General features: G+C 68.4%; 18 protein-coding genes. 14 read left to right on the top strand and 4 right to left on the bottom strand.

The genetic code is table 11. The annotated features are described in order from the left end of the window. Window positions 1-4: 4 nt before the first annotated feature. Window positions 5-412 carry a rhodanese-like domain-containing protein gene (locus tag ACOYR3_RS18360; protein WP_422843751.1) on the bottom strand — a complete coding sequence of 136 codons (408 nt, stop codon included), beginning with the start codon at window positions 410-412 and terminating at the stop codon, window positions 5-7. Window positions 413-499: 87 nt separating this feature from the next. On the opposite strand from ACOYR3_RS18360, the gene gpmA reads away from it, so the two are divergent. The 4 genes from gpmA to ACOYR3_RS18340 all read left to right on the top strand — a co-directional run bounded on the left by gpmA (window position 500) and on the right by ACOYR3_RS18340 (window position 4,166). Beyond that, a complete protein-coding gene (gene gpmA, locus ACOYR3_RS18355) occupies window positions 500-1,243 on the top strand; it encodes a 2,3-diphosphoglycerate-dependent phosphoglycerate mutase (protein WP_422843750.1) in 744 nt (247 codons plus the stop codon). 121 nt (window positions 1,244-1,364) lie between these two features. Further along, window positions 1,365-2,801, top strand: coding sequence for a S41 family peptidase (locus tag ACOYR3_RS18350; RefSeq protein WP_422843749.1), 1,437 nt, complete (start codon window positions 1,365-1,367; stop codon window positions 2,799-2,801). Window positions 2,802-2,877: 76 nt separating this feature from the next. Next, entirely contained in the window at window positions 2,878-3,627 is a 750-nt protein-coding gene (locus ACOYR3_RS18345; RefSeq protein ID WP_422843748.1) for a HesA/MoeB/ThiF family protein, read from the top strand. Between the two features lie 116 nt (window positions 3,628-3,743). Further along, entirely contained in the window at window positions 3,744-4,166 is a 423-nt protein-coding gene (locus ACOYR3_RS18340) for a response regulator (protein WP_422843747.1), read from the top strand. Window positions 4,167-4,240: 74 nt separating this feature from the next. On the opposite strand, the gene ACOYR3_RS18335 is transcribed toward ACOYR3_RS18340, so the two are convergent. Then, window positions 4,241-4,873: a response regulator gene (locus tag ACOYR3_RS18335; protein WP_291489756.1), complete on the bottom strand. Its 633-nt coding sequence runs from the start codon at window positions 4,871-4,873 to the stop codon at window positions 4,241-4,243. A 125-nt stretch (window positions 4,874-4,998) separates the two neighbouring features. Here ACOYR3_RS18335 and ACOYR3_RS18330 point away from each other — a divergent pair, with 125 nt between their 5' ends. The 6 genes from ACOYR3_RS18330 (at window position 4,999) to ACOYR3_RS18305 (ending at window position 9,938) form a co-directional block, all read left to right on the top strand. Then, the gene (locus ACOYR3_RS18330; protein WP_422843746.1) at window positions 4,999-6,408 is read left to right on the top strand and encodes a CHASE3 domain-containing protein; all 1,410 of its coding nucleotides are present in this window, start codon (window positions 4,999-5,001) and stop codon (window positions 6,406-6,408) included. A gap of 300 nt (window positions 6,409-6,708) precedes the next feature. Then, a complete protein-coding gene (locus tag ACOYR3_RS18325) occupies window positions 6,709-6,873 on the top strand; it encodes a DUF1328 domain-containing protein (RefSeq protein WP_010463174.1) in 165 nt (54 codons plus the stop codon). An 87-nt stretch (window positions 6,874-6,960) separates the two neighbouring features. Further along, window positions 6,961-7,356, top strand: a complete 396-nt coding sequence (locus ACOYR3_RS18320) for a hypothetical protein (protein WP_422843745.1) — start codon at window positions 6,961-6,963, stop codon at window positions 7,354-7,356. A gap of 158 nt (window positions 7,357-7,514) precedes the next feature. Beyond that, window positions 7,515-7,832 carry a BON domain-containing protein gene (locus ACOYR3_RS18315; protein ID WP_291489759.1) on the top strand — a complete coding sequence of 106 codons (318 nt, stop codon included), beginning with the start codon at window positions 7,515-7,517 and terminating at the stop codon, window positions 7,830-7,832. Between the two features lie 171 nt (window positions 7,833-8,003). Then, window positions 8,004-9,113 carry a zinc-binding metallopeptidase family protein gene (locus tag ACOYR3_RS18310; RefSeq protein WP_422843744.1) on the top strand — a complete coding sequence of 370 codons (1,110 nt, stop codon included), beginning with the start codon at window positions 8,004-8,006 and terminating at the stop codon, window positions 9,111-9,113. A gap of 72 nt (window positions 9,114-9,185) precedes the next feature. Next, window positions 9,186-9,938, top strand: a complete 753-nt coding sequence (locus ACOYR3_RS18305) for an alpha/beta fold hydrolase (protein WP_422843743.1) — start codon at window positions 9,186-9,188, stop codon at window positions 9,936-9,938. 67 nt (window positions 9,939-10,005) lie between these two features. Here ACOYR3_RS18305 and panC read toward each other — a convergent pair whose 3' ends face one another. Beyond that, complete coding sequence (panC, locus tag ACOYR3_RS18300) at window positions 10,006-10,857, bottom strand: pantoate--beta-alanine ligase (protein ID WP_422843742.1); 852 nt, start codon at window positions 10,855-10,857, stop codon at window positions 10,006-10,008. Between the two features lie 58 nt (window positions 10,858-10,915). Beyond that, window positions 10,916-11,809, bottom strand: a complete 894-nt coding sequence (gene panB / locus ACOYR3_RS18295) for a 3-methyl-2-oxobutanoate hydroxymethyltransferase (RefSeq protein WP_422843741.1) — start codon at window positions 11,807-11,809, stop codon at window positions 10,916-10,918. A gap of 203 nt (window positions 11,810-12,012) precedes the next feature. On the opposite strand from panB, the gene ACOYR3_RS18290 reads away from it, so the two are divergent. From ACOYR3_RS18290 to nadC, 4 genes are all read left to right on the top strand, one after another. Beyond that, window positions 12,013-12,549: a MarR family winged helix-turn-helix transcriptional regulator gene (locus tag ACOYR3_RS18290; protein ID WP_422843740.1), complete on the top strand. Its 537-nt coding sequence runs from the start codon at window positions 12,013-12,015 to the stop codon at window positions 12,547-12,549. A gap of 85 nt (window positions 12,550-12,634) precedes the next feature. Continuing rightward, window positions 12,635-13,171: a VOC family protein gene (locus tag ACOYR3_RS18285; RefSeq protein ID WP_422843739.1), complete on the top strand. Its 537-nt coding sequence runs from the start codon at window positions 12,635-12,637 to the stop codon at window positions 13,169-13,171. Between the two features lie 20 nt (window positions 13,172-13,191). Continuing rightward, entirely contained in the window at window positions 13,192-14,505 is a 1,314-nt protein-coding gene (gene fahA, locus ACOYR3_RS18280; RefSeq protein WP_422843738.1) for a fumarylacetoacetase, read from the top strand. A gap of 61 nt (window positions 14,506-14,566) precedes the next feature. Further along, window positions 14,567-15,439 carry a carboxylating nicotinate-nucleotide diphosphorylase gene (gene nadC, locus ACOYR3_RS18275; protein WP_422843737.1) on the top strand — a complete coding sequence of 291 codons (873 nt, stop codon included), beginning with the start codon at window positions 14,567-14,569 and terminating at the stop codon, window positions 15,437-15,439. Window positions 15,440-15,489 lie beyond the last annotated feature (50 nt).

Here is a 15,489-nt window from a genome sequence, read left to right as displayed (position 1 = left end):
CGGATCAGGCTTTTTCCACCGGCAGGCTGGCGTCGCGCCAGGCCTTCAGGCCGCCGGCCAGGCTTTCGGCCTTTTCGTAGCCCAGCTTGCGGGCGATTGCCGCCGCGCGGGTGGAGCGGGCACCGCTGGCGCACACCAGCACCACCGGCACGGCCTTGTTCTTGACCACGGAGGGCAGGCGCTCCTCCAGCTGACCCAGCGGAATGTTCTTGGCGCCGCCCACATGGCCGGCCGCAAACTCCTCGGCCTCGCACACGTCGATGACCACGGCTTTCTCGCGGTTGATGAGCTGCACGGCGTTCGCAGGGGTGAGGGCGCCGCCACTGGCACTGCGCAGCACCGGCCACAGCAGCATGCCGCCCGAGGCCAGCGCAACAAAAACGAGATACCAGTTGTCAATGATGAATTTCACGAAGATTCCTTGGGTTGGCGAACTGCGTAATTTTAGAATGCCTGGTTTTGGCCCGTATTTCTTAGACCCGCCTTTCCTGGGGAAACCATGTACAAGCTCGTTTTGATCCGCCACGGCGAATCCACCTGGAACCTTGAAAACCGCTTCACCGGCTGGACCGATGTCGACCTCACGCCCACCGGCGTGTCGCAGGCCATGTCGGCCGGCAAACTGCTCAAGGCCGAAGGCTACGAATTTGACCTGGCGTTCACCAGCGTCCTCAAGCGCGCCATCCACACCCTGTGGTACACGCTGGACGAGATGAACTGCACCTGGCTGCCCGTGGTGAAGGACTGGCGACTGAACGAGCGCCACTACGGCGCCCTGCAGGGCTTGAACAAGGCCGACATGGCCAAGCAGTACGGCGACGAGCAGGTGCTGGTCTGGCGCCGCAGCTACGACACCCCGCCGCCCGCGCTGGAAACCACCGACCCCCGCAGCGAACGCGGCGACCGCCGCTACGCCGGAGTGCCCGAGGGCAGCGTGCCGCTGACCGAATGCCTCAAGGACACCGTGGCCCGCGTGCTGCCGTTCTGGAACGACGCCATGGCGCCCGCCATCCGCTCGGGCAAGCGCGTGGTGGTGGCCGCGCACGGCAACTCCATCCGCGCCCTGGTGAAGTACCTGGACAACATCTCCGACGCCGACATCGTGGGCCTGAACATTCCCAACGGAATCCCGCTGGTATACGAGCTGGACGCCAACCTCAAGCCCCTGCGCCACTACTATCTGGGCGACGCTGAAGCGGCCGCCAAGGCGGCGGCGGCGGTGGCGTCGCAGGGCAAGGCGTAAAGCCTGTGTAAAGACCGGCGAAACCGGGCGATATCCTCTTCAAAGCAAGTGCCGGCGCGGAACCGCCAAGGGTCCGCGCCTTCCAAGGTGTATATTGGTTCGTTGCGGTAAAAGGTGTTGTATGGGGCACAAACTCAAAATTGCAGGATGGGTGTCGGTCGGTGTGGTGGCAGGAGCGTTGACAACGATTTCGTTGCAGACCGTGGCCCGCGGCGCCATGACCCCGCTGCCACTGGAAGAAATCCAGCAACTGTCGGCGGTCTTTGGACTGGTGAAGACCGACTATGTCGAGCCGGTGGACGACAAGAAGCTCATCACCGATGCCATCTCCGGCATGGTGTCCAGCCTGGACCCGCACTCGCAGTATTTCGACAAGAAGTCCTTCAAGGAATTCCGCGAGGGCACGTCCGGCCGCTTCGTGGGCGTGGGCATCGAGATCACCCAGGAAGACGGCCTGATCAAGGTGGTGTCGCCCATTGAAGGCTCGCCCGCGTTCCGCGCCGGCCTGCTGACCAACGACCTGATCACCAAGATCGACGAGACGGCCGTCAAGGGCCTGTCCCTGAACGACGCCGTCAAGCGCATGCGGGGCGAGCCCAACACCAAGGTCACGCTCACCATCTTCCGCAAGGACGAGAGCCGCACCTTCCCCGTGACCATCACGCGCGAAGAGATCAAGACCCAGTCCGTCAAGGGCAAGGTGGTGGAGCCCGGCTACGGCTGGATCCGCCTGTCCCAGTTCCAGGAACGCTCGGTGGACGACTTCGTGCGCAAGATCGAAGAGATCTACAAGCAGGAGCCCAACCTCAAGGGCCTGGTGCTGGACCTGCGCAACGACCCCGGCGGCCTGCTGGACGCCGCCGTGGCGGTGTCGGCGGCCTTCCTGCCCGAGAACGTCACGGTCGTCACCACCAACGGCCAGCTGGCGGACAGCAAGGCCACGTACAAGGCCTCGCCCGACTACTACCTGCGCCGCGGCGGCGGGGACCCGCTGCGCCGCTTGCCTGCGGCCCTCAAGATGGTGCCGCTGGTGGTGCTGGTCAACGAAGGCTCCGCCTCGGCCAGCGAAATCGTGGCGGGCGCGCTGCAGGACCACAAGCGCGCCACCATCATGGGCAGCCAGACCTTCGGCAAGGGCTCCGTGCAGACCGTGCGGCCCCTGGGCCCGGACACCGGCATCAAGCTCACCACCGCGCGCTACTACACGCCCAGCGGCCGTTCCATCCAGGCCAAGGGCATCGTCCCGGACGTGATGGTGGACGAGTCCGAGGAGGGCAGTCCCTTCGCAGCCCTGCGAATGCGCGAGGCCGACCTCGACAAGCACCTGGGCAGCGGCCAGGGCGAGGAAAAGAAGGACGAGGCCCGAGAAAAGGCCCGCGACGAAGCCCGCAAGCGCCTGGAGGAAGAGGCCAGGAAGCCCACCCCCGACCGCAAGCTGCCCGAGTTTGGCTCGGACAAGGACTTCCAGCTGGCGCAGGCCCTCAACCAGCTCAAGGGCCGCACGGTGATGGTGAGCAAGACGCTGACAGAGCGCAAGGAAGAAAAGAAAGAAAATTGAGCTTCCGCTCTCCAGGTTCCCCAAGCCGGATTCCCGCGGAATCCGGCTTTTTTCTTTGTCCGTGCCACGCCGCCCCATGACCGACGACCAGCTTCTGCGTTACTCCCGCCACATTCTTCTCGACGAGATGGGCATCGAAGGCCAGGAGCGCGTGCTGGCGGCCCGCGCACTCATCATCGGGGCCGGAGGGCTGGGCTCGCCCGCAGCGCTGTACCTGGCGTCCGCAGGTGTCGGCCACATCACGCTGGTGGACGACGATGTGGTCGACCTGACCAACCTCCAGCGCCAGATTGCCCACACCACGGCCCGCGTGGGGCAGCCCAAGGTGGCTTCGGCCGCGGCGGCCATGGAGGCCATCAACCCCGACGTGAAGGTGACGGCGCTGCAGATGCGGGTGGACGCCGAGGCGCTGGGGGCGCTGGTGCAGGACGCGTCGGTGGTGCTGGACTGCAGCGACAACTACGCCACGCGCCACGCCGTCAACGCAGCGTGCATGCGCCACGGCAAGCCGCTGGTGGCGGGCGCGGTGATCCGTTTTGACGCCCAGATCACGGTGCTCGACCCGCGGGATGCACGGTCCCCGTGCTACGCCTGCATCTTTCCGCCCCAGGCGGAATTCGAGGAAGTGCGCTGCTCCACCCTGGGCGTGTTTGCCCCGCTGGTGGGGGTGGTGGGCGCCATGCAGGCGGCCGAAGCGCTCAAGCTGCTGGCGGGCGTGGGCACGTCGCTGGCCGGCCGCCTGCTGATGCTGGACGGGCGGACCATGGAGTGGAGCACCCTGCGCCTGCAGCGTGCGGAGCACTGCAGCGTGTGCGCCACAAGGTAGGAAAGCTCCTACAGCCTGCGCGTGTGGTGGCTGGCAGAATGGCTTCGCAATAGCCCCTACATTCGAGGCTAGACCCTTGCCATCCCTCAGGGGGGTCGTGAATCTGGATACCGCCCGTGAAACTCCGCACCTACATCGTTGAAGACAACGCCACCATCCGCGAGAACCTGATCGGTACGCTCGAGGAACTGGCGTCGGTGGAGGCTGTGGGCGTGGCGGAGACCGAGGACGACGGCAAGAACTGGCTGCTGGCCCACCCCGGCGAATGGGACTTGGCCATCGTCGACCTGTTCCTGCGCCAGGGCAGTGGTTTGGGGGTGCTTGCCGCCTGCCGTGATCGCAAGCCCGGCCAGAAGATGGTGGTGCTCAGCAACTACGCCACGCCCGATGTGCGCATGCGCTGTGCGCAGCTGGGCGTCGATGCGGTCTTTGACAAATCCAATGAGATCGATGCGCTGGTGGACTACTGCATCCAGAACAGCGCGCCCGCGGGGATGAACCTCAATCCTCCCATGCCTGCCTCCGGGCAGGCGGCCTGAGCCGCCGGCGCGGCGGGCCGGCGCAAAGGCCATCGGGCGCCCCGGAACCTTCGGCCCCGGGCGCTGTTTCCATGTCAGTCAATCAGGCGGTTCTTGAGCGCGTAGTACGTCAGGTCGCTGTTGGACGACAGGCTCATCTTCTCCATCAGCCGCGTGCGGTAGGTGCTCACCGTCTTCACGCTCAGCGACAGCGCCTTGGCAATGTCGCCGGCCGTCTCGCCCTTGGCGAGCTTGAGGAACACCTGGAATTCGCGCTCGGACAGTTGCTCGTGCGGCGGGGCATCGTCCTTGCGGTTGAGCTGCTGCGCCAGAAGCTCCGCCACGGCGGGCGTGAGGTACCGGCGGCCCAGGGCGATGGTGCGGATGGCCTCGACAATTTCCGCGGGGTCGCATTCCTTGTTCAGGTAGCCGCTGGCGCCTTGCCGGATGAGGTTGATGGCGTAGTGTTCCTCGGGGTAGCCGCTCAGGATCAGGATGCCCATGTCCGGCGCCTTGGCACGCAGCATGGCCAGGGCGTCCAGACCGCTTTGCCCGGGCATGGAGAGGTCCATCAGCAGAACGTCGATCTCCTTGTTGCGCACCAGGTCGATGGCCTCGCGGCCGTTGGCCGCCTCGCCTTCCACGCGCAGGTCCACGTGTTCCGACAGGAATTGCCGCAGCCCGGAGCGAACAATCGCGTGGTCATCCACAATGCCAATTTTGATCATCGAACTCTCTTTCGCAGGGCGGTGATTCCGCGCCTGATGTTGTTGAAGGGAAGGGTTCTCGGGCACGCTGTCTCTGCGAAAGAGGAACGTGCCGGGGGGCTCGCACATTATCCAGAATACCGCGTATGAGCCTTAAAGAAAACACCCGCATCTGGCTGCCCAAGGTTCGCAAGATGGCGCTGAGCCTGCCGATGGCGCTGCTTGCGGCCATGGTGCTTGTGGGGATTAACGAGACCGGCCACATGCGCTCGCAGGACGCGGTGGAGCAGATGACCCACGGCATCAACACGCGCAATGCGGTGAACCAGCTGCTGCAGAGCATGCTCGATGCCGAGACCGGGCAGCGGGGCTATCTGCTTACCGGCAACGACACGTACCTCGAGCCCTACGACACCGCGGTGGCCAGCGTGCAGTCCGACCTGGACGGCTTGCGCAAGCTGTTCATGGATGCGCCGGACGACATGCAGGAGTTTGCGTTGTTGTCGCGGCAGATCTCGCGCAAGCTCGCCGAGATGGAGCTGAGCCTGCGGCTGCGCCGCCAGGGCAACGAGGATGCGTGGAAGTTCATCCTGCACACCGACGTGGGCAAGGAGCACATGGAGGCGATCCGCAAGCATGCGATGGAGCTGATCGCCCGCGCGGACGTGCACGTGCGCCAGGGCAAGGAGCAGATCGAGCAATCGCTCATGCTCTCGCGCATTGGCATTGCCACGGTGACGGCCATCGGGTTGCTGGCGTTCTACATGTACCTGCGCCAGGCCCAGGCGCTGAATGTCGTCAACCAGCGCGAGCAGGCCCTGCTGGAGCGCGAACGCGACCGGCTCGAGGGCCTGGTGAAGCTGCGCACGGCCACGCTGTCCGAGCTGGCCGCCCACTTGCAGCAGGTGCGCGAAGAGGAGCGGGGCCATCTCGCGCGCGAGCTCCACGACGAGCTGGGCGCATTGCTCACGGCCGCGAAGCTGGACGTGGCCCGCCTCAAGTCCAAGCTGGACCCTCAGATGACGGAGGTGGCCGAGCGGCTCAAGCACCTGACCGAGACGCTCAACAGCGGCATCGCGCTCAAGCGGCGCATCATCGAGGACCTGCGGCCCTCGTCGCTGTCCAACCTGGGCCTTACGGCCGCCATCGAGATCCTCACGCGCGAATACGCCGAGCGCGCGGGCATCGAGGTGGAGACGAGCCTGGAGGCCGTGCAGTTGCCCGACGCATCGCAGCTCACCGTCTACCGCATGGTGCAGGAGGCCCTGACCAACATCGGCAAGTACGCCAAGGCGTCGAAGGTGCTGGTGTCGGTCCACGGCTACCCCACCCATGTGGCCGTGCAGGTGCGCGACAACGGCCAGGGCTTTGATCCTGCTTCGGTGCGGCCCACGTCCCACGGTCTCTCGGGCATGCGCCACCGCGTGGAGTCGGCTGGGGGCCGGCTGTCCATCACCTCGCGCCCGGGGGGCGGCACCCTGGTGTCCGCCGTGCTGCCGCTGCAGCCGGCCCGTGCCGACGAACTGCCGGCCAGCCCGCCGCCGCCCGCGGCCTGACCGGCCCAGGCAGCGGCCCGCTGCTCCTGCCGCTCTCAGCCCGCTCCACCACATCCCATCCCACTGCGCCGCAGCCGGTGCAGGACAGCGGTGCTGTGCTGCCCACGTTCGGCGGGCTCTCGCGCCCATGCCCGCGCTGCAGGTGCTCTCCTACATCCGGCCCGCTGCGCCGCCGACAGGCCTGCGCGCCGGGGGCCGGCAGCCTGCGGGCCGCGTCCTGCCTACAGTAAACCGCAGGCGCAGAGCTTTCCTGTGCCCTCAACAACGCCGGCAGCCCGGCCCCGCAAAAGGAGAAGACAAATGTTGCACTATGCAGTGGTGTTTCTGGTGATCGCATTGATTGCGGCGCTGTTCGGTTTTGGCGGCATCGCCGCGGGTGCGGTGGGCATCGCCAAGATCCTGTTCTTCGTGTTCGTGATCATGGCCGTGGTGACCTTTGTCCTGGGGCTGCTCAAGAAGGGCTGACGCCCGCCCGCTGATCTGGCGCCGTGCGGAGCACGCCGCATGCGTCCCTTCCTCCCTTTTTGTTTCCCGGTTCAAAGGAGTCCCCTCATGAGCATTCAGACCGCTACCGACAAGGCCGCCAACGGCGCCCGCAACCTGGCCGACGACGTGCTGCAAAGCGCCCAGGACGCCGTGCAGACCACGCGCGCCGCAGCCCACTCCACGCTGGAGAAGGCGGAAGAGGGCGTGCGTTCGCTGCGCAGCCAGGCCGACCCGGTCATTGACGACCTGGCGGCGCGCGCGCAGGAGCTTGCGTCCCGCAGCATCGACTACTGCGCCGAAACCGGCGCCAAGGCCCGCCAGAAGATCAACGAAGCCACCGAGGCCACTACCCGCTATGTGGCGGAGCAGCCGGGCAAGTCCATGGTGATTGCCGCGGCCTCGGGCGCAGCCCTGGCGACGCTGGTGCTGTGGATGTCGCGCCGCCGGCACGCCGCCTACTGAGCAGGTCTTTGGGCCTAAGATGGCCGCATGGGGTGCTTGGCCTGTATCGCCAGCCCGTTCCCCTCAGTCCGCCGGCCGCGGAGGGTGCTAACACCGGCAGATTGCCCACCGATTAGCACCCGTGACCCCTTCTTATTTTGTCAACAAAGGAAAACATCATGAAATACGCACGTGCCCTTGCCTTCGCCGCCATGGCCGGTATCACCATCGTCACGGCCACCGGCTGCTCGGTGGCGCGCAACCAGCAGACCGTGGGTTCTTATGTGGATGACGCCGGCATCACCACGGCGGTCAAGGCCCGCATGGCCGAAGACAAGTCGGTGTCGGCCACGGCCATCAGCGTCGAAACGCTGAACGGCACCGTGCAGCTGTCGGGCTTTGCCAAGTCGCAAGCCGAGAAGAACCAGGCCGAAGCCATTGCGCGCAACACCAAGCATGTGCGCGAAGTGCGCAACAGCATCGTCGTGCGTCCCTGAGCCGGAACGCTCGCGGCGGCCTACCCCGGAAGGGGAGCGGCGCCGCGGTGATGCTTGAGAGGCCTTTGACCACCGGGGGCCTCGGGAAAAAAGGCAGAAGACGCGCCGCGTTCTTCTGCCTTTTTTGCTGCTGGGGCGCGCGCCCCACAGGGATGTGTATAAGCTCGCCCCATGCGTGTATTCAACTGCGACCATTGCGGTCACGTCGTGTTTTTTGACAGCGTGCAATGCCTGCATTGCGGCAGCACGTTGGCCTTTTTGCCCGACTCCTTCACGATGGCGGCGCTGGTGCCCGTGCCCGAGGAAGGCCCCGGCCTGTGGCGCCGTGTGGACCCGCGCGGCGACGGGCTGCAAAGCGGGCGGCGCTACCGCATGTGCCGCAACCACACCGCGCACCAGGCCTGCAATTTCGCGCTGCCGGCGCACCACCCCGGCGACCTGTGCGTGTCGTGCTGCCAGACCCGGGTGCTGCCCGACCTGTCCCACGCGCCCAACGTGCGCCGCTGGAAGCAGATCGAGGCGGCCAAGCGCCAGCTGTTCTACACCTTGGCGCGGCTGGGCCTGGAGCCCGCGCCGGGCGGTGCGGGGCCGGTGTTTGAGTTCCTGGCCGACCTGCCGGGCGGCCCACCCATCCTCACGGGCCATCTGGGCGGCACCATCACCTTGAACATTGCCGAGGCGGACGATGACGAGCGCGCGCGCCGCCGCATAGCGCTGGGCGAGCCGTACCGCACGCTCATCGGCCATCTGCGGCACGAGTCGGGCCACTTCTACTGGGACCAGCTGGTGCGCGACGGCGGCCGCCTGGAGAGTTTTCGCCAGGTGTTTGGCGACGAGCGCCAGGACTACGCCGCCGCGCTTCAGGCGCACTACGCGCGCGGCGCCGCGGACGCCGACTGGGCTGCCCGCCACGTCAGCGCCTACGCCGCGGCCCACCCGTGGGAGGACTGGGCCGAGACCTGGGCCCACTACCTGCACATGATCGACCTGCTGGAGACGGCAGCCAGCTACGACGCCGCGGTGACCGTGCCCGACCCCCACGCCGCCGTTCGCCAGCGTGTCTCGGACCCGTTCGCGGTGCCGCGCCCCGCGTTCCAGGACATGGTGCGCCAGTGGGTGCCGCTGACGCTCATGCTCAACAGCCTGAACCGCAGCCTGGGGCAGCACGACGCGTACCCCTTCGCGCTGTCTCCGGGGGCCATGGTCAAGCTGCGGTTCGTGCACGACCTGGTGCAGGGCCTGGCCGTTCCCGCGTGCCCGGTGCCGTTCGGGGCGCACTGAAAAAAAGACGGCTGAAGGCCGTGAAAGGCCGGCGTGGGGCGCGCGGCGGCGTTCTTTGCGACACTCGGCGCCATGACGACGACTGCCCCCACCACTGCTTCTTCTTCCGTGCCCCAGCTGGTGCTCATCCCCGGCCTGGCGGGTGATGCAACCATGTGGCGCGCGCAGCAGCCCGCGCTGCCGGCCGCCCTGCGGCCCGTGGTGGCCACGGCCCACGCCCATCCCTCGGCGCAGCGCATCGAGGACATGGCCGCGCTGCTGCTGCAGGCGCATGCCGGCCCGCTGCTGCTGTGCGGCGCGTCCATGGGCGGCATGATCGCCATGGAGGCAGCCCGCCAGGCGCCCGCGCGCGTGGCGGGCCTGGCGCTGCTGGGCACCACCGCCCGGCCGGAAACGCCGGAGATGCGCGGCCTGCGCGAGGCGGCGATCGAGCTGTTTGCCCAGGGCCGCGTGCGCGAGGTGATCGAGCCCAACGTGGCCTTTGCCTTCCACCCCGCCAATGCCGCCCGGCCCGCGCTGGTGCAGTCGTACCTGGACTTCGTGCTGCGCGCGGGGTCCGAGCAGCTGGTGCGGCAGAACCAGGCCGTGATCCACCGGCCCGATGCGCGGCCCCACCTGCCGCGCGTGGCCTGCCCCACACTGGTGGCGTGTGGCGAGGCGGACCAGCTCACGCCGCCGGAGTGCTCCGAAGAAATCGCCGCGCTGGTGCCGGGGGCGCGCCATGCCGTGCTGCCCACCTGCGGCCACATGCTCACCATGGAGCAGCCCGATGCCGTCAACCAGCTGCTGCGGGAGTGGATCGCGCAGGCCGGCTGGGCGGAGTGAGTTTTTGATAAAAATGGCTGCTAGCGCTTGCTGAATAAGCGCTGGCAGCTATTGTATTGATAGCGTTCTAGAACTCCAGATTGTCGATGAGCCGTGTGCCGCCCAGGCGCGCGGCGCCCAGGGCCACCAGCGTGCCCGGCCCGTCGCCGGCCGTGGGCGGCTGCAGGTCGCTGCGGCGGCGCACGGTGAGGTAGTCGGGCTGCCAGCCCCGCGCGCGCAGTGCGTCCAGGGCCTGCTGCTCCAGCGCCAGCGCATCGGCCCCGCCGGCCAGCGCGGCCCGCCAGCGCTCTGCCAGCTGCCGCAGCGCCTGGGACAAGGCCACGGCTTCCTGCCGCTCTTCCAGGCCCAGGTAGCCGTTGCGCGAACTCAGCGCCAGGCCGTCGGCCGCGCGGCGCGTCTCGCCTGCCACGATGGTGATGGGCAGCGCGAACTGCTCCACCATCTGGCGGATCACCAGCCACTGCTGGTAGTCCTTCTTGCCGAACACGGCGGTGCCGCCGGTGGCGCCCAGCACGCAGGCAAACAGTTTCATCACCACCGTGCTCACGCCCGTGAAGAAGCCGGGGCGGAACTGGCCCTCCAGCAGGTCGGCCAGCGCCGGGTCGGGCTGCACCTTGAAGGTCTGGGGCCGGGGGTACAGATCGGCTTCGGGGGGCGCGAAGAGCACGTCGCAGCCGGCGGCCTGCAGCTGGGCGCAGTCGGCCTCCCAGGTGCGGGGGTAGCTGTCGAAGTCCTCGTGCGGCAGGAACTGCAGGCGGTTGACGAAGATGCTCGCCACCGTCACGTCGCCCAGCGGCTTGGCCTGGCGCACCAGGGCGATGTGCCCGTCGTGCAGGTTGCCCATGGTGGGCACGAAGGCGGGGTGGCGATAGGGCGCGAGGGCGTCGCGCAGGTCGGCAAGGGAGCGGGCGATCAGCATGGGCGGGGAACAGTCAAGTCAAGGAAATCCGTCGGGGGCTTGGAACGTCAACGCTTTCTTACCAGGCGTGCAGCGCGTTGTCGGGGAAGCGGCCTTGTTTCACGGCCTGCACGTACGCCGCGATGGCGCCGCGCACGCTGCCCGCGTCCTGCATGAAGTTGTGCACGAACTTCGGCATCTTTCCCAGGTTCATGCCCAGCATGTCGTGCAACACCAGTACCTGCCCGGCCGTGCCGTGGCCCGCGCCGATGCCGATGGTGTGGCAGTGCGGCAGCTCTGCCGTCAGGTCGGCGGCCAGCGCGGCGGGCACCATCTCCAGCACCAGCATGGCGGCGCCTGCGTCCTGCAATTCGTGGGCCTCCCGGCGCAGCGTGCGGGCCGCGTCGTCGGTCTTGCCCTGCACGCGGTAGCCGCCCAGCGCGTGCACGGTCTGGGGCGTCAGGCCCAGGTGGGCGCACACGGGCACGCCGCGCTGCACCAGAAATTCGACCGTGGGCGCCGTCCAGCCGCCGCCTTCGAGCTTGACCATGTGGGCGCCCGCCTGCATCAGCACGCAGGCGCTGCGCAGGGCCTGCTCGGGGCTTTCGGCATAGGTGCCGTAGGGCAGGTCGGCCACCAGCCAGGCCGTGCCTTGCGCCCGCTGCAGGCCGCGGGCCACGCTGGCCGTGTGGTAGGCCATGGCGTCCAGCGTTACGCCCACGGTGCTGGGCAGACCCTGGCAGACCATGCCCAGCGAGTCGCCCACGAGGATGCAGTCCACCCCGGCCGCGTCCGCCACAGCGGCAAAGGTGGCGTCGTAGGCGGTGAGCATGGCGATTTTTTCGCCCGCTTCCCGCATCTGCGCCAGGCGCGGCAGGCTCACGGGGCGGCGCTGGGGCAGGGGCGCCGCAGGGGCGAACGTGCCGTAGGGCGTGGCAGCCGTCGCGGGGCTGGAAGGGGTCGCAGCAGTCATCGAAAGTCCAGGCAGCGAAAAGGGACGCCAGTCTATGCGAAGGTGCGGGGCACCCCTGCGCTGGGCGCGCGCGCGGCGCGGCCTGCTGGCGTCAGGGTTATTAACTAGTTGCGCGCGCAACTAGTTGTGGCACCATGGAGCCCTGCGCCAGCCGGTGGCGCTCGCCATTTGCCGTCCCTTCTGCCCTCCGCTGGAGTTGTTGCATGCCACGCCCTCCCACACCGCCCGCTGGTGCTGCGCGCCCGGACGCTCCAGCGCCGCAGGACCTGTTTGCGGTGCCGCTGAACCGGTCGTTCACCTACCGGTTCCACCAGCTGAGCAAGCTGTCCGACCCGGTGAGCCACCAGGCCTACCTGGACGAGGCGGGGCTCTCGCTGAGCGACGGGCGCTGCCTGTCGACCATCGGGTCGTTCGAGCCGCTGTCCGTAAAGGACCTGGCGCGCCTGTCCAACCTGAACAAGAGCCAGGCCAGCCGCGCCGCGCAGGCCCTGGTCGAGCAGGGCCTGGTCGTGAAGCTGGGCAGCGAGGCCGACGGGCGCGGCGTGGTGCTCATGCTGTCGCCCGAGGGGCGGGGCCGCTGGAGTGCCATCGCGCAGCTCGTGGCGCGGCGCAACCGCGAGATCTTCGGCTGCCTGAGCGCGCGCGAGCTGGCCACCCTGGACCGCCTGCTGGACCGCCTGGTGGCGCACAACGAGCGCGGCGCCGGTGCCGATGCGCCGGCCGACCGCCTGGTGGCCTGATGGCCTGATCGATTCACCCGGCCTTGCGCGGCGCCGTGCCTCCTGCACGGCGCCGCGCAAGGCCCTTTACCCCAAGGAGACTTCCATGCTGATCCAGAAAATCCACCACGTTGCCTACCGCTGCAAGGACGCCAAGGAAACCGTCGAGTGGTACGTCAAGCACCTGGACATGAAGTTCGTGCTGGCGATTGCCGAGAACGAGGTGCCCTCCACCAAGGCGCCCGATCCCTACATGCATGTGTTCCTGGACGCGGGCGGCGGCAACGTGCTGGCCTTCTTCGAGCTGCCCAGCCAGCCGGCCATGGACCGCGACCGCAACACCCCCACCTGGGTGCAGCACCTGGCCCTCAAGGTCGACTCCATGGACACGCTGCTGGCCACCAAGGCGCGCCTGGAGGCCGCGGGCATCGAGGTGGTGGGGCCGACCGACCACACCATCTTCAAGAGCATCTACTTCTTCGATCCCAACGGCCACCGCCTGGAACTGGCGGCCGACGTGGGCACGCCCGAGATGTATGCCAAGCTCGACGAAGTGAAGTGGGACATGCTCAAGGAATGGAGCGAAACCCGCCGCGCACCCCGCCACGCCGCCTGGATGCACGACGGCAGCTTGGCGCAATGAGCATGGGCCCAGCACAGACGATGACCTTGCTCAACGAGACCCACGACGCCCGGCTGCGCAGCTGGGTGGCCAGCGCCAACGCGGCGGGCTGCGATTTCCCCCTTCAAAACTTGCCGTTTGCCGTGTTTCGCCGCAAGGGCGGCGGCGAGGCGTTTCGGGGCGGCGTGGCCATTGGCGACCAGATCCTGGACCTGGCCGCCGTCGCCGCCAGCGGCGTGCTGCAGGGCCAGGCCGCTGCGGCGGCGCAGGCCGGCGCACAGGACAAGCTCAACGCCCTGATGGCGCTGGGGCAGGGGGCCTGGAGCGCCCTGCGCCTGGCGCTGTCGCGTGCGCTGCGCGAGGGCAGCGCCCAGCAGGCCGCACTGCAGGGCTGCCTGGTGCCCCAGGCCCAGGCCGAGTACGACGTGCCCGCGCGCATTGGCGACTACACGGATTTCTACACCTCGGTGCACCACGCCACCAACATCGGCAAGCAGTTCCGGCCCGACAACCCGCTGCTGCCCAACTACAAATGGGTGCCCATCGGCTACCACGGCCGGGCTTCGAGCATCGTCGTGTCCGGCCAGTCTTTCCACCGGCCCAAGGGGCAGACCCTGCCGCCCGGCGCCCAGACGCCCGTGGTGGGGCCCTGCAAGCGGCTGGACATCGAGCTGGAGCTGGGCATCTTCGTGGGCGAGGGCAACGCCCTCGGGCACCCCGTGCCCATCGCGCAGGCCGAGCAGCATGTGTTCGGCATCTGCCTGCTCAACGACTGGTCGGCGCGCGACATCCAGGGCTGGGAATACCAGCCGCTCGGGCCGTTCCTGTCCAAGAATTTCGCCACCACCGTCTCGCCGTGGGTGGTGACGCTGGAGGCTCTGGCGCCGTACCGCGTCGCCTTCAACCGCCCCGAGGGCGACCCCGCGCCGCTGCCCTACCTGGACTCCGAGGCCAACCGCGAGGCTGGCGCGTTCGACATCCAGCTGCAGGTGGGCCTGCGCACCCCCGCCATGGCAGCGGCCGGCCAGGCCGACGCCACCCTTTGCCGCACCAGCTACCGCCACGCCTACTGGACCGTGGCGCAGATGCTCACGCACCACACCGTCAACGGCTGCAACCTGCAGCCGGGCGACCTGCTGGGCAGCGGCACGCTGTCGGGCCCCACGCTGGACCAGGCGGGCGCGCTGATCGAGCTGACCAGCGGCGGCAAGAACCCCGTGCAGCTGCCCGGCGGCGAACAGCGCGTGTTCCTGGAGGACGGCGACGCCGTGGTCCTGCGGGGCTGGTGCGAAAAGCCCGGCGCTGCCCGGGTGGGCTTTGGCGAGTGCTGGGGGACGGTGCTGCCGGCGCTCTGACCGCGGCGCACGCCGCCGCCGCCAGGACCCGCCGCGCCCAATGCGGCTATGCTCGCGCACCATGACCGATGTGAGCATTGACCTAGAAAATGGCGCGGCGGTAGCCGCCCTGGCCCAGGCCGACGTGGCCCGCGCCCTGGCCGAGGACGTGGGCGCGGGCGACCTAACGGCCGGCCTGATCGACCCCGCCCGCCGCGCGCGCGCCCGCATCCTGGCGCGCGAAGAAGCCGTCATCTGCGGCGCCCCCTGGGCCGAGGCCGCCCTGCGCGCGCTGGACCCCACGGCGCAGATCACCTGGCACGTGGCCGAAGGCCAGCGCTGCGCCGCCGACCAGGTGGTGCTGGAGATCGAAGGCCAGGCCCGGGCACTGCTGAGCGCCGAGCGCACGGCGCTCAACTTTTTGCAGTTGCTGTCGGCCGTGGCCACCAAGACGCGCACCTATGTGGATGCCGTGGCCGGCACCCGCGCGCAGATCGTGGACACGCGCAAGACCCTGCCCGGCCTGCGCCTGGCGCAAAAGTACGCGGTGCGCGTGGGCGGCGGCACTAACCACCGCATCGGCCTGCACGACGCGGTGCTCATCAAGGAAAACCACATCGCGGCCGCCGGCGGCGTGACGGCCGTGCTGCGGGCTGCGCAGGCCGTGGCCGCGCAGGCCAAGTTCATCGAGATCGAAGTGGAAACGCTGGAGCAGCTGGCCGAGGCGCTGGCCGCCGGTGCCACCATGGTGCTGCTGGACAACATGCCCCTGCCCACGCTGTGCGAAGCCGTGCGCATCAACGCGGGCCGGGCGATTCTGGAAATCTCCGGTGGCGTGACGTTGGCAGGCCTGCGCGAGCTGGCCGAGACGGGGGTGGATCGCATCTCGATTGGGACGCTCACCAAGGACGTGAAGGCGACGGACTTCTCCATGCGCCTGCAGGAGCTTCAGTGAGCCCCCCCCCTGAGCCGCTGCGCGGCGGGGCGGCCCTTGCGCGGCGTCCG

This window comes from Acidovorax sp. M2(2025) (assembly GCF_049330835.1).
GTDB lineage: Bacteria > Pseudomonadota > Gammaproteobacteria > Burkholderiales > Burkholderiaceae_C > Acidovorax.
The sequence above is the reverse complement of the archived record's forward strand: the minus strand, read 5'-3'. Positions and strand labels throughout refer to the sequence as shown.

What these genes read in the sequence shown, in the direction of transcription:
- gpmA (WP_422843750.1), top strand. Translation starts at nt 500, where the DNA reads ATGTACAAGCTCGTTTTGATCCGCCACGGCGAATCCACCTGGAACCTT.
- ACOYR3_RS18350 (WP_422843749.1), top strand. Translation starts at nt 1,365, where the DNA reads ATGGGGCACAAACTCAAAATTGCAGGATGGGTGTCGGTCGGTGTGGTG.
- ACOYR3_RS18345 (WP_422843748.1), top strand. Translation starts at nt 2,878, where the DNA reads ATGACCGACGACCAGCTTCTGCGTTACTCCCGCCACATTCTTCTCGAC.
- ACOYR3_RS18335 (WP_291489756.1), bottom strand. Translation starts at nt 4,873, where the DNA reads ATGATCAAAATTGGCATTGTGGATGACCACGCGATTGTTCGCTCCGGG.
- ACOYR3_RS18330 (WP_422843746.1), top strand. Translation starts at nt 4,999, where the DNA reads ATGAGCCTTAAAGAAAACACCCGCATCTGGCTGCCCAAGGTTCGCAAG.
- ACOYR3_RS18325 (WP_010463174.1), top strand. Translation starts at nt 6,709, where the DNA reads ATGTTGCACTATGCAGTGGTGTTTCTGGTGATCGCATTGATTGCGGCG.
- ACOYR3_RS18320 (WP_422843745.1), top strand. Translation starts at nt 6,961, where the DNA reads ATGAGCATTCAGACCGCTACCGACAAGGCCGCCAACGGCGCCCGCAAC.
- ACOYR3_RS18315 (WP_291489759.1), top strand. Translation starts at nt 7,515, where the DNA reads ATGAAATACGCACGTGCCCTTGCCTTCGCCGCCATGGCCGGTATCACC.
- ACOYR3_RS18310 (WP_422843744.1), top strand. Translation starts at nt 8,004, where the DNA reads ATGCGTGTATTCAACTGCGACCATTGCGGTCACGTCGTGTTTTTTGAC.
- ACOYR3_RS18305 (WP_422843743.1), top strand. Translation starts at nt 9,186, where the DNA reads ATGACGACGACTGCCCCCACCACTGCTTCTTCTTCCGTGCCCCAGCTG.
- panC (WP_422843742.1), bottom strand. Translation starts at nt 10,857, where the DNA reads ATGCTGATCGCCCGCTCCCTTGCCGACCTGCGCGACGCCCTCGCGCCC.
- panB (WP_422843741.1), bottom strand. Translation starts at nt 11,809, where the DNA reads ATGACTGCTGCGACCCCTTCCAGCCCCGCGACGGCTGCCACGCCCTAC.
- ACOYR3_RS18290 (WP_422843740.1), top strand. Translation starts at nt 12,013, where the DNA reads ATGCCACGCCCTCCCACACCGCCCGCTGGTGCTGCGCGCCCGGACGCT.
- ACOYR3_RS18285 (WP_422843739.1), top strand. Translation starts at nt 12,635, where the DNA reads ATGCTGATCCAGAAAATCCACCACGTTGCCTACCGCTGCAAGGACGCC.
- fahA (WP_422843738.1), top strand. Translation starts at nt 13,192, where the DNA reads ATGACCTTGCTCAACGAGACCCACGACGCCCGGCTGCGCAGCTGGGTG.
- nadC (WP_422843737.1), top strand. Translation starts at nt 14,567, where the DNA reads ATGACCGATGTGAGCATTGACCTAGAAAATGGCGCGGCGGTAGCCGCC.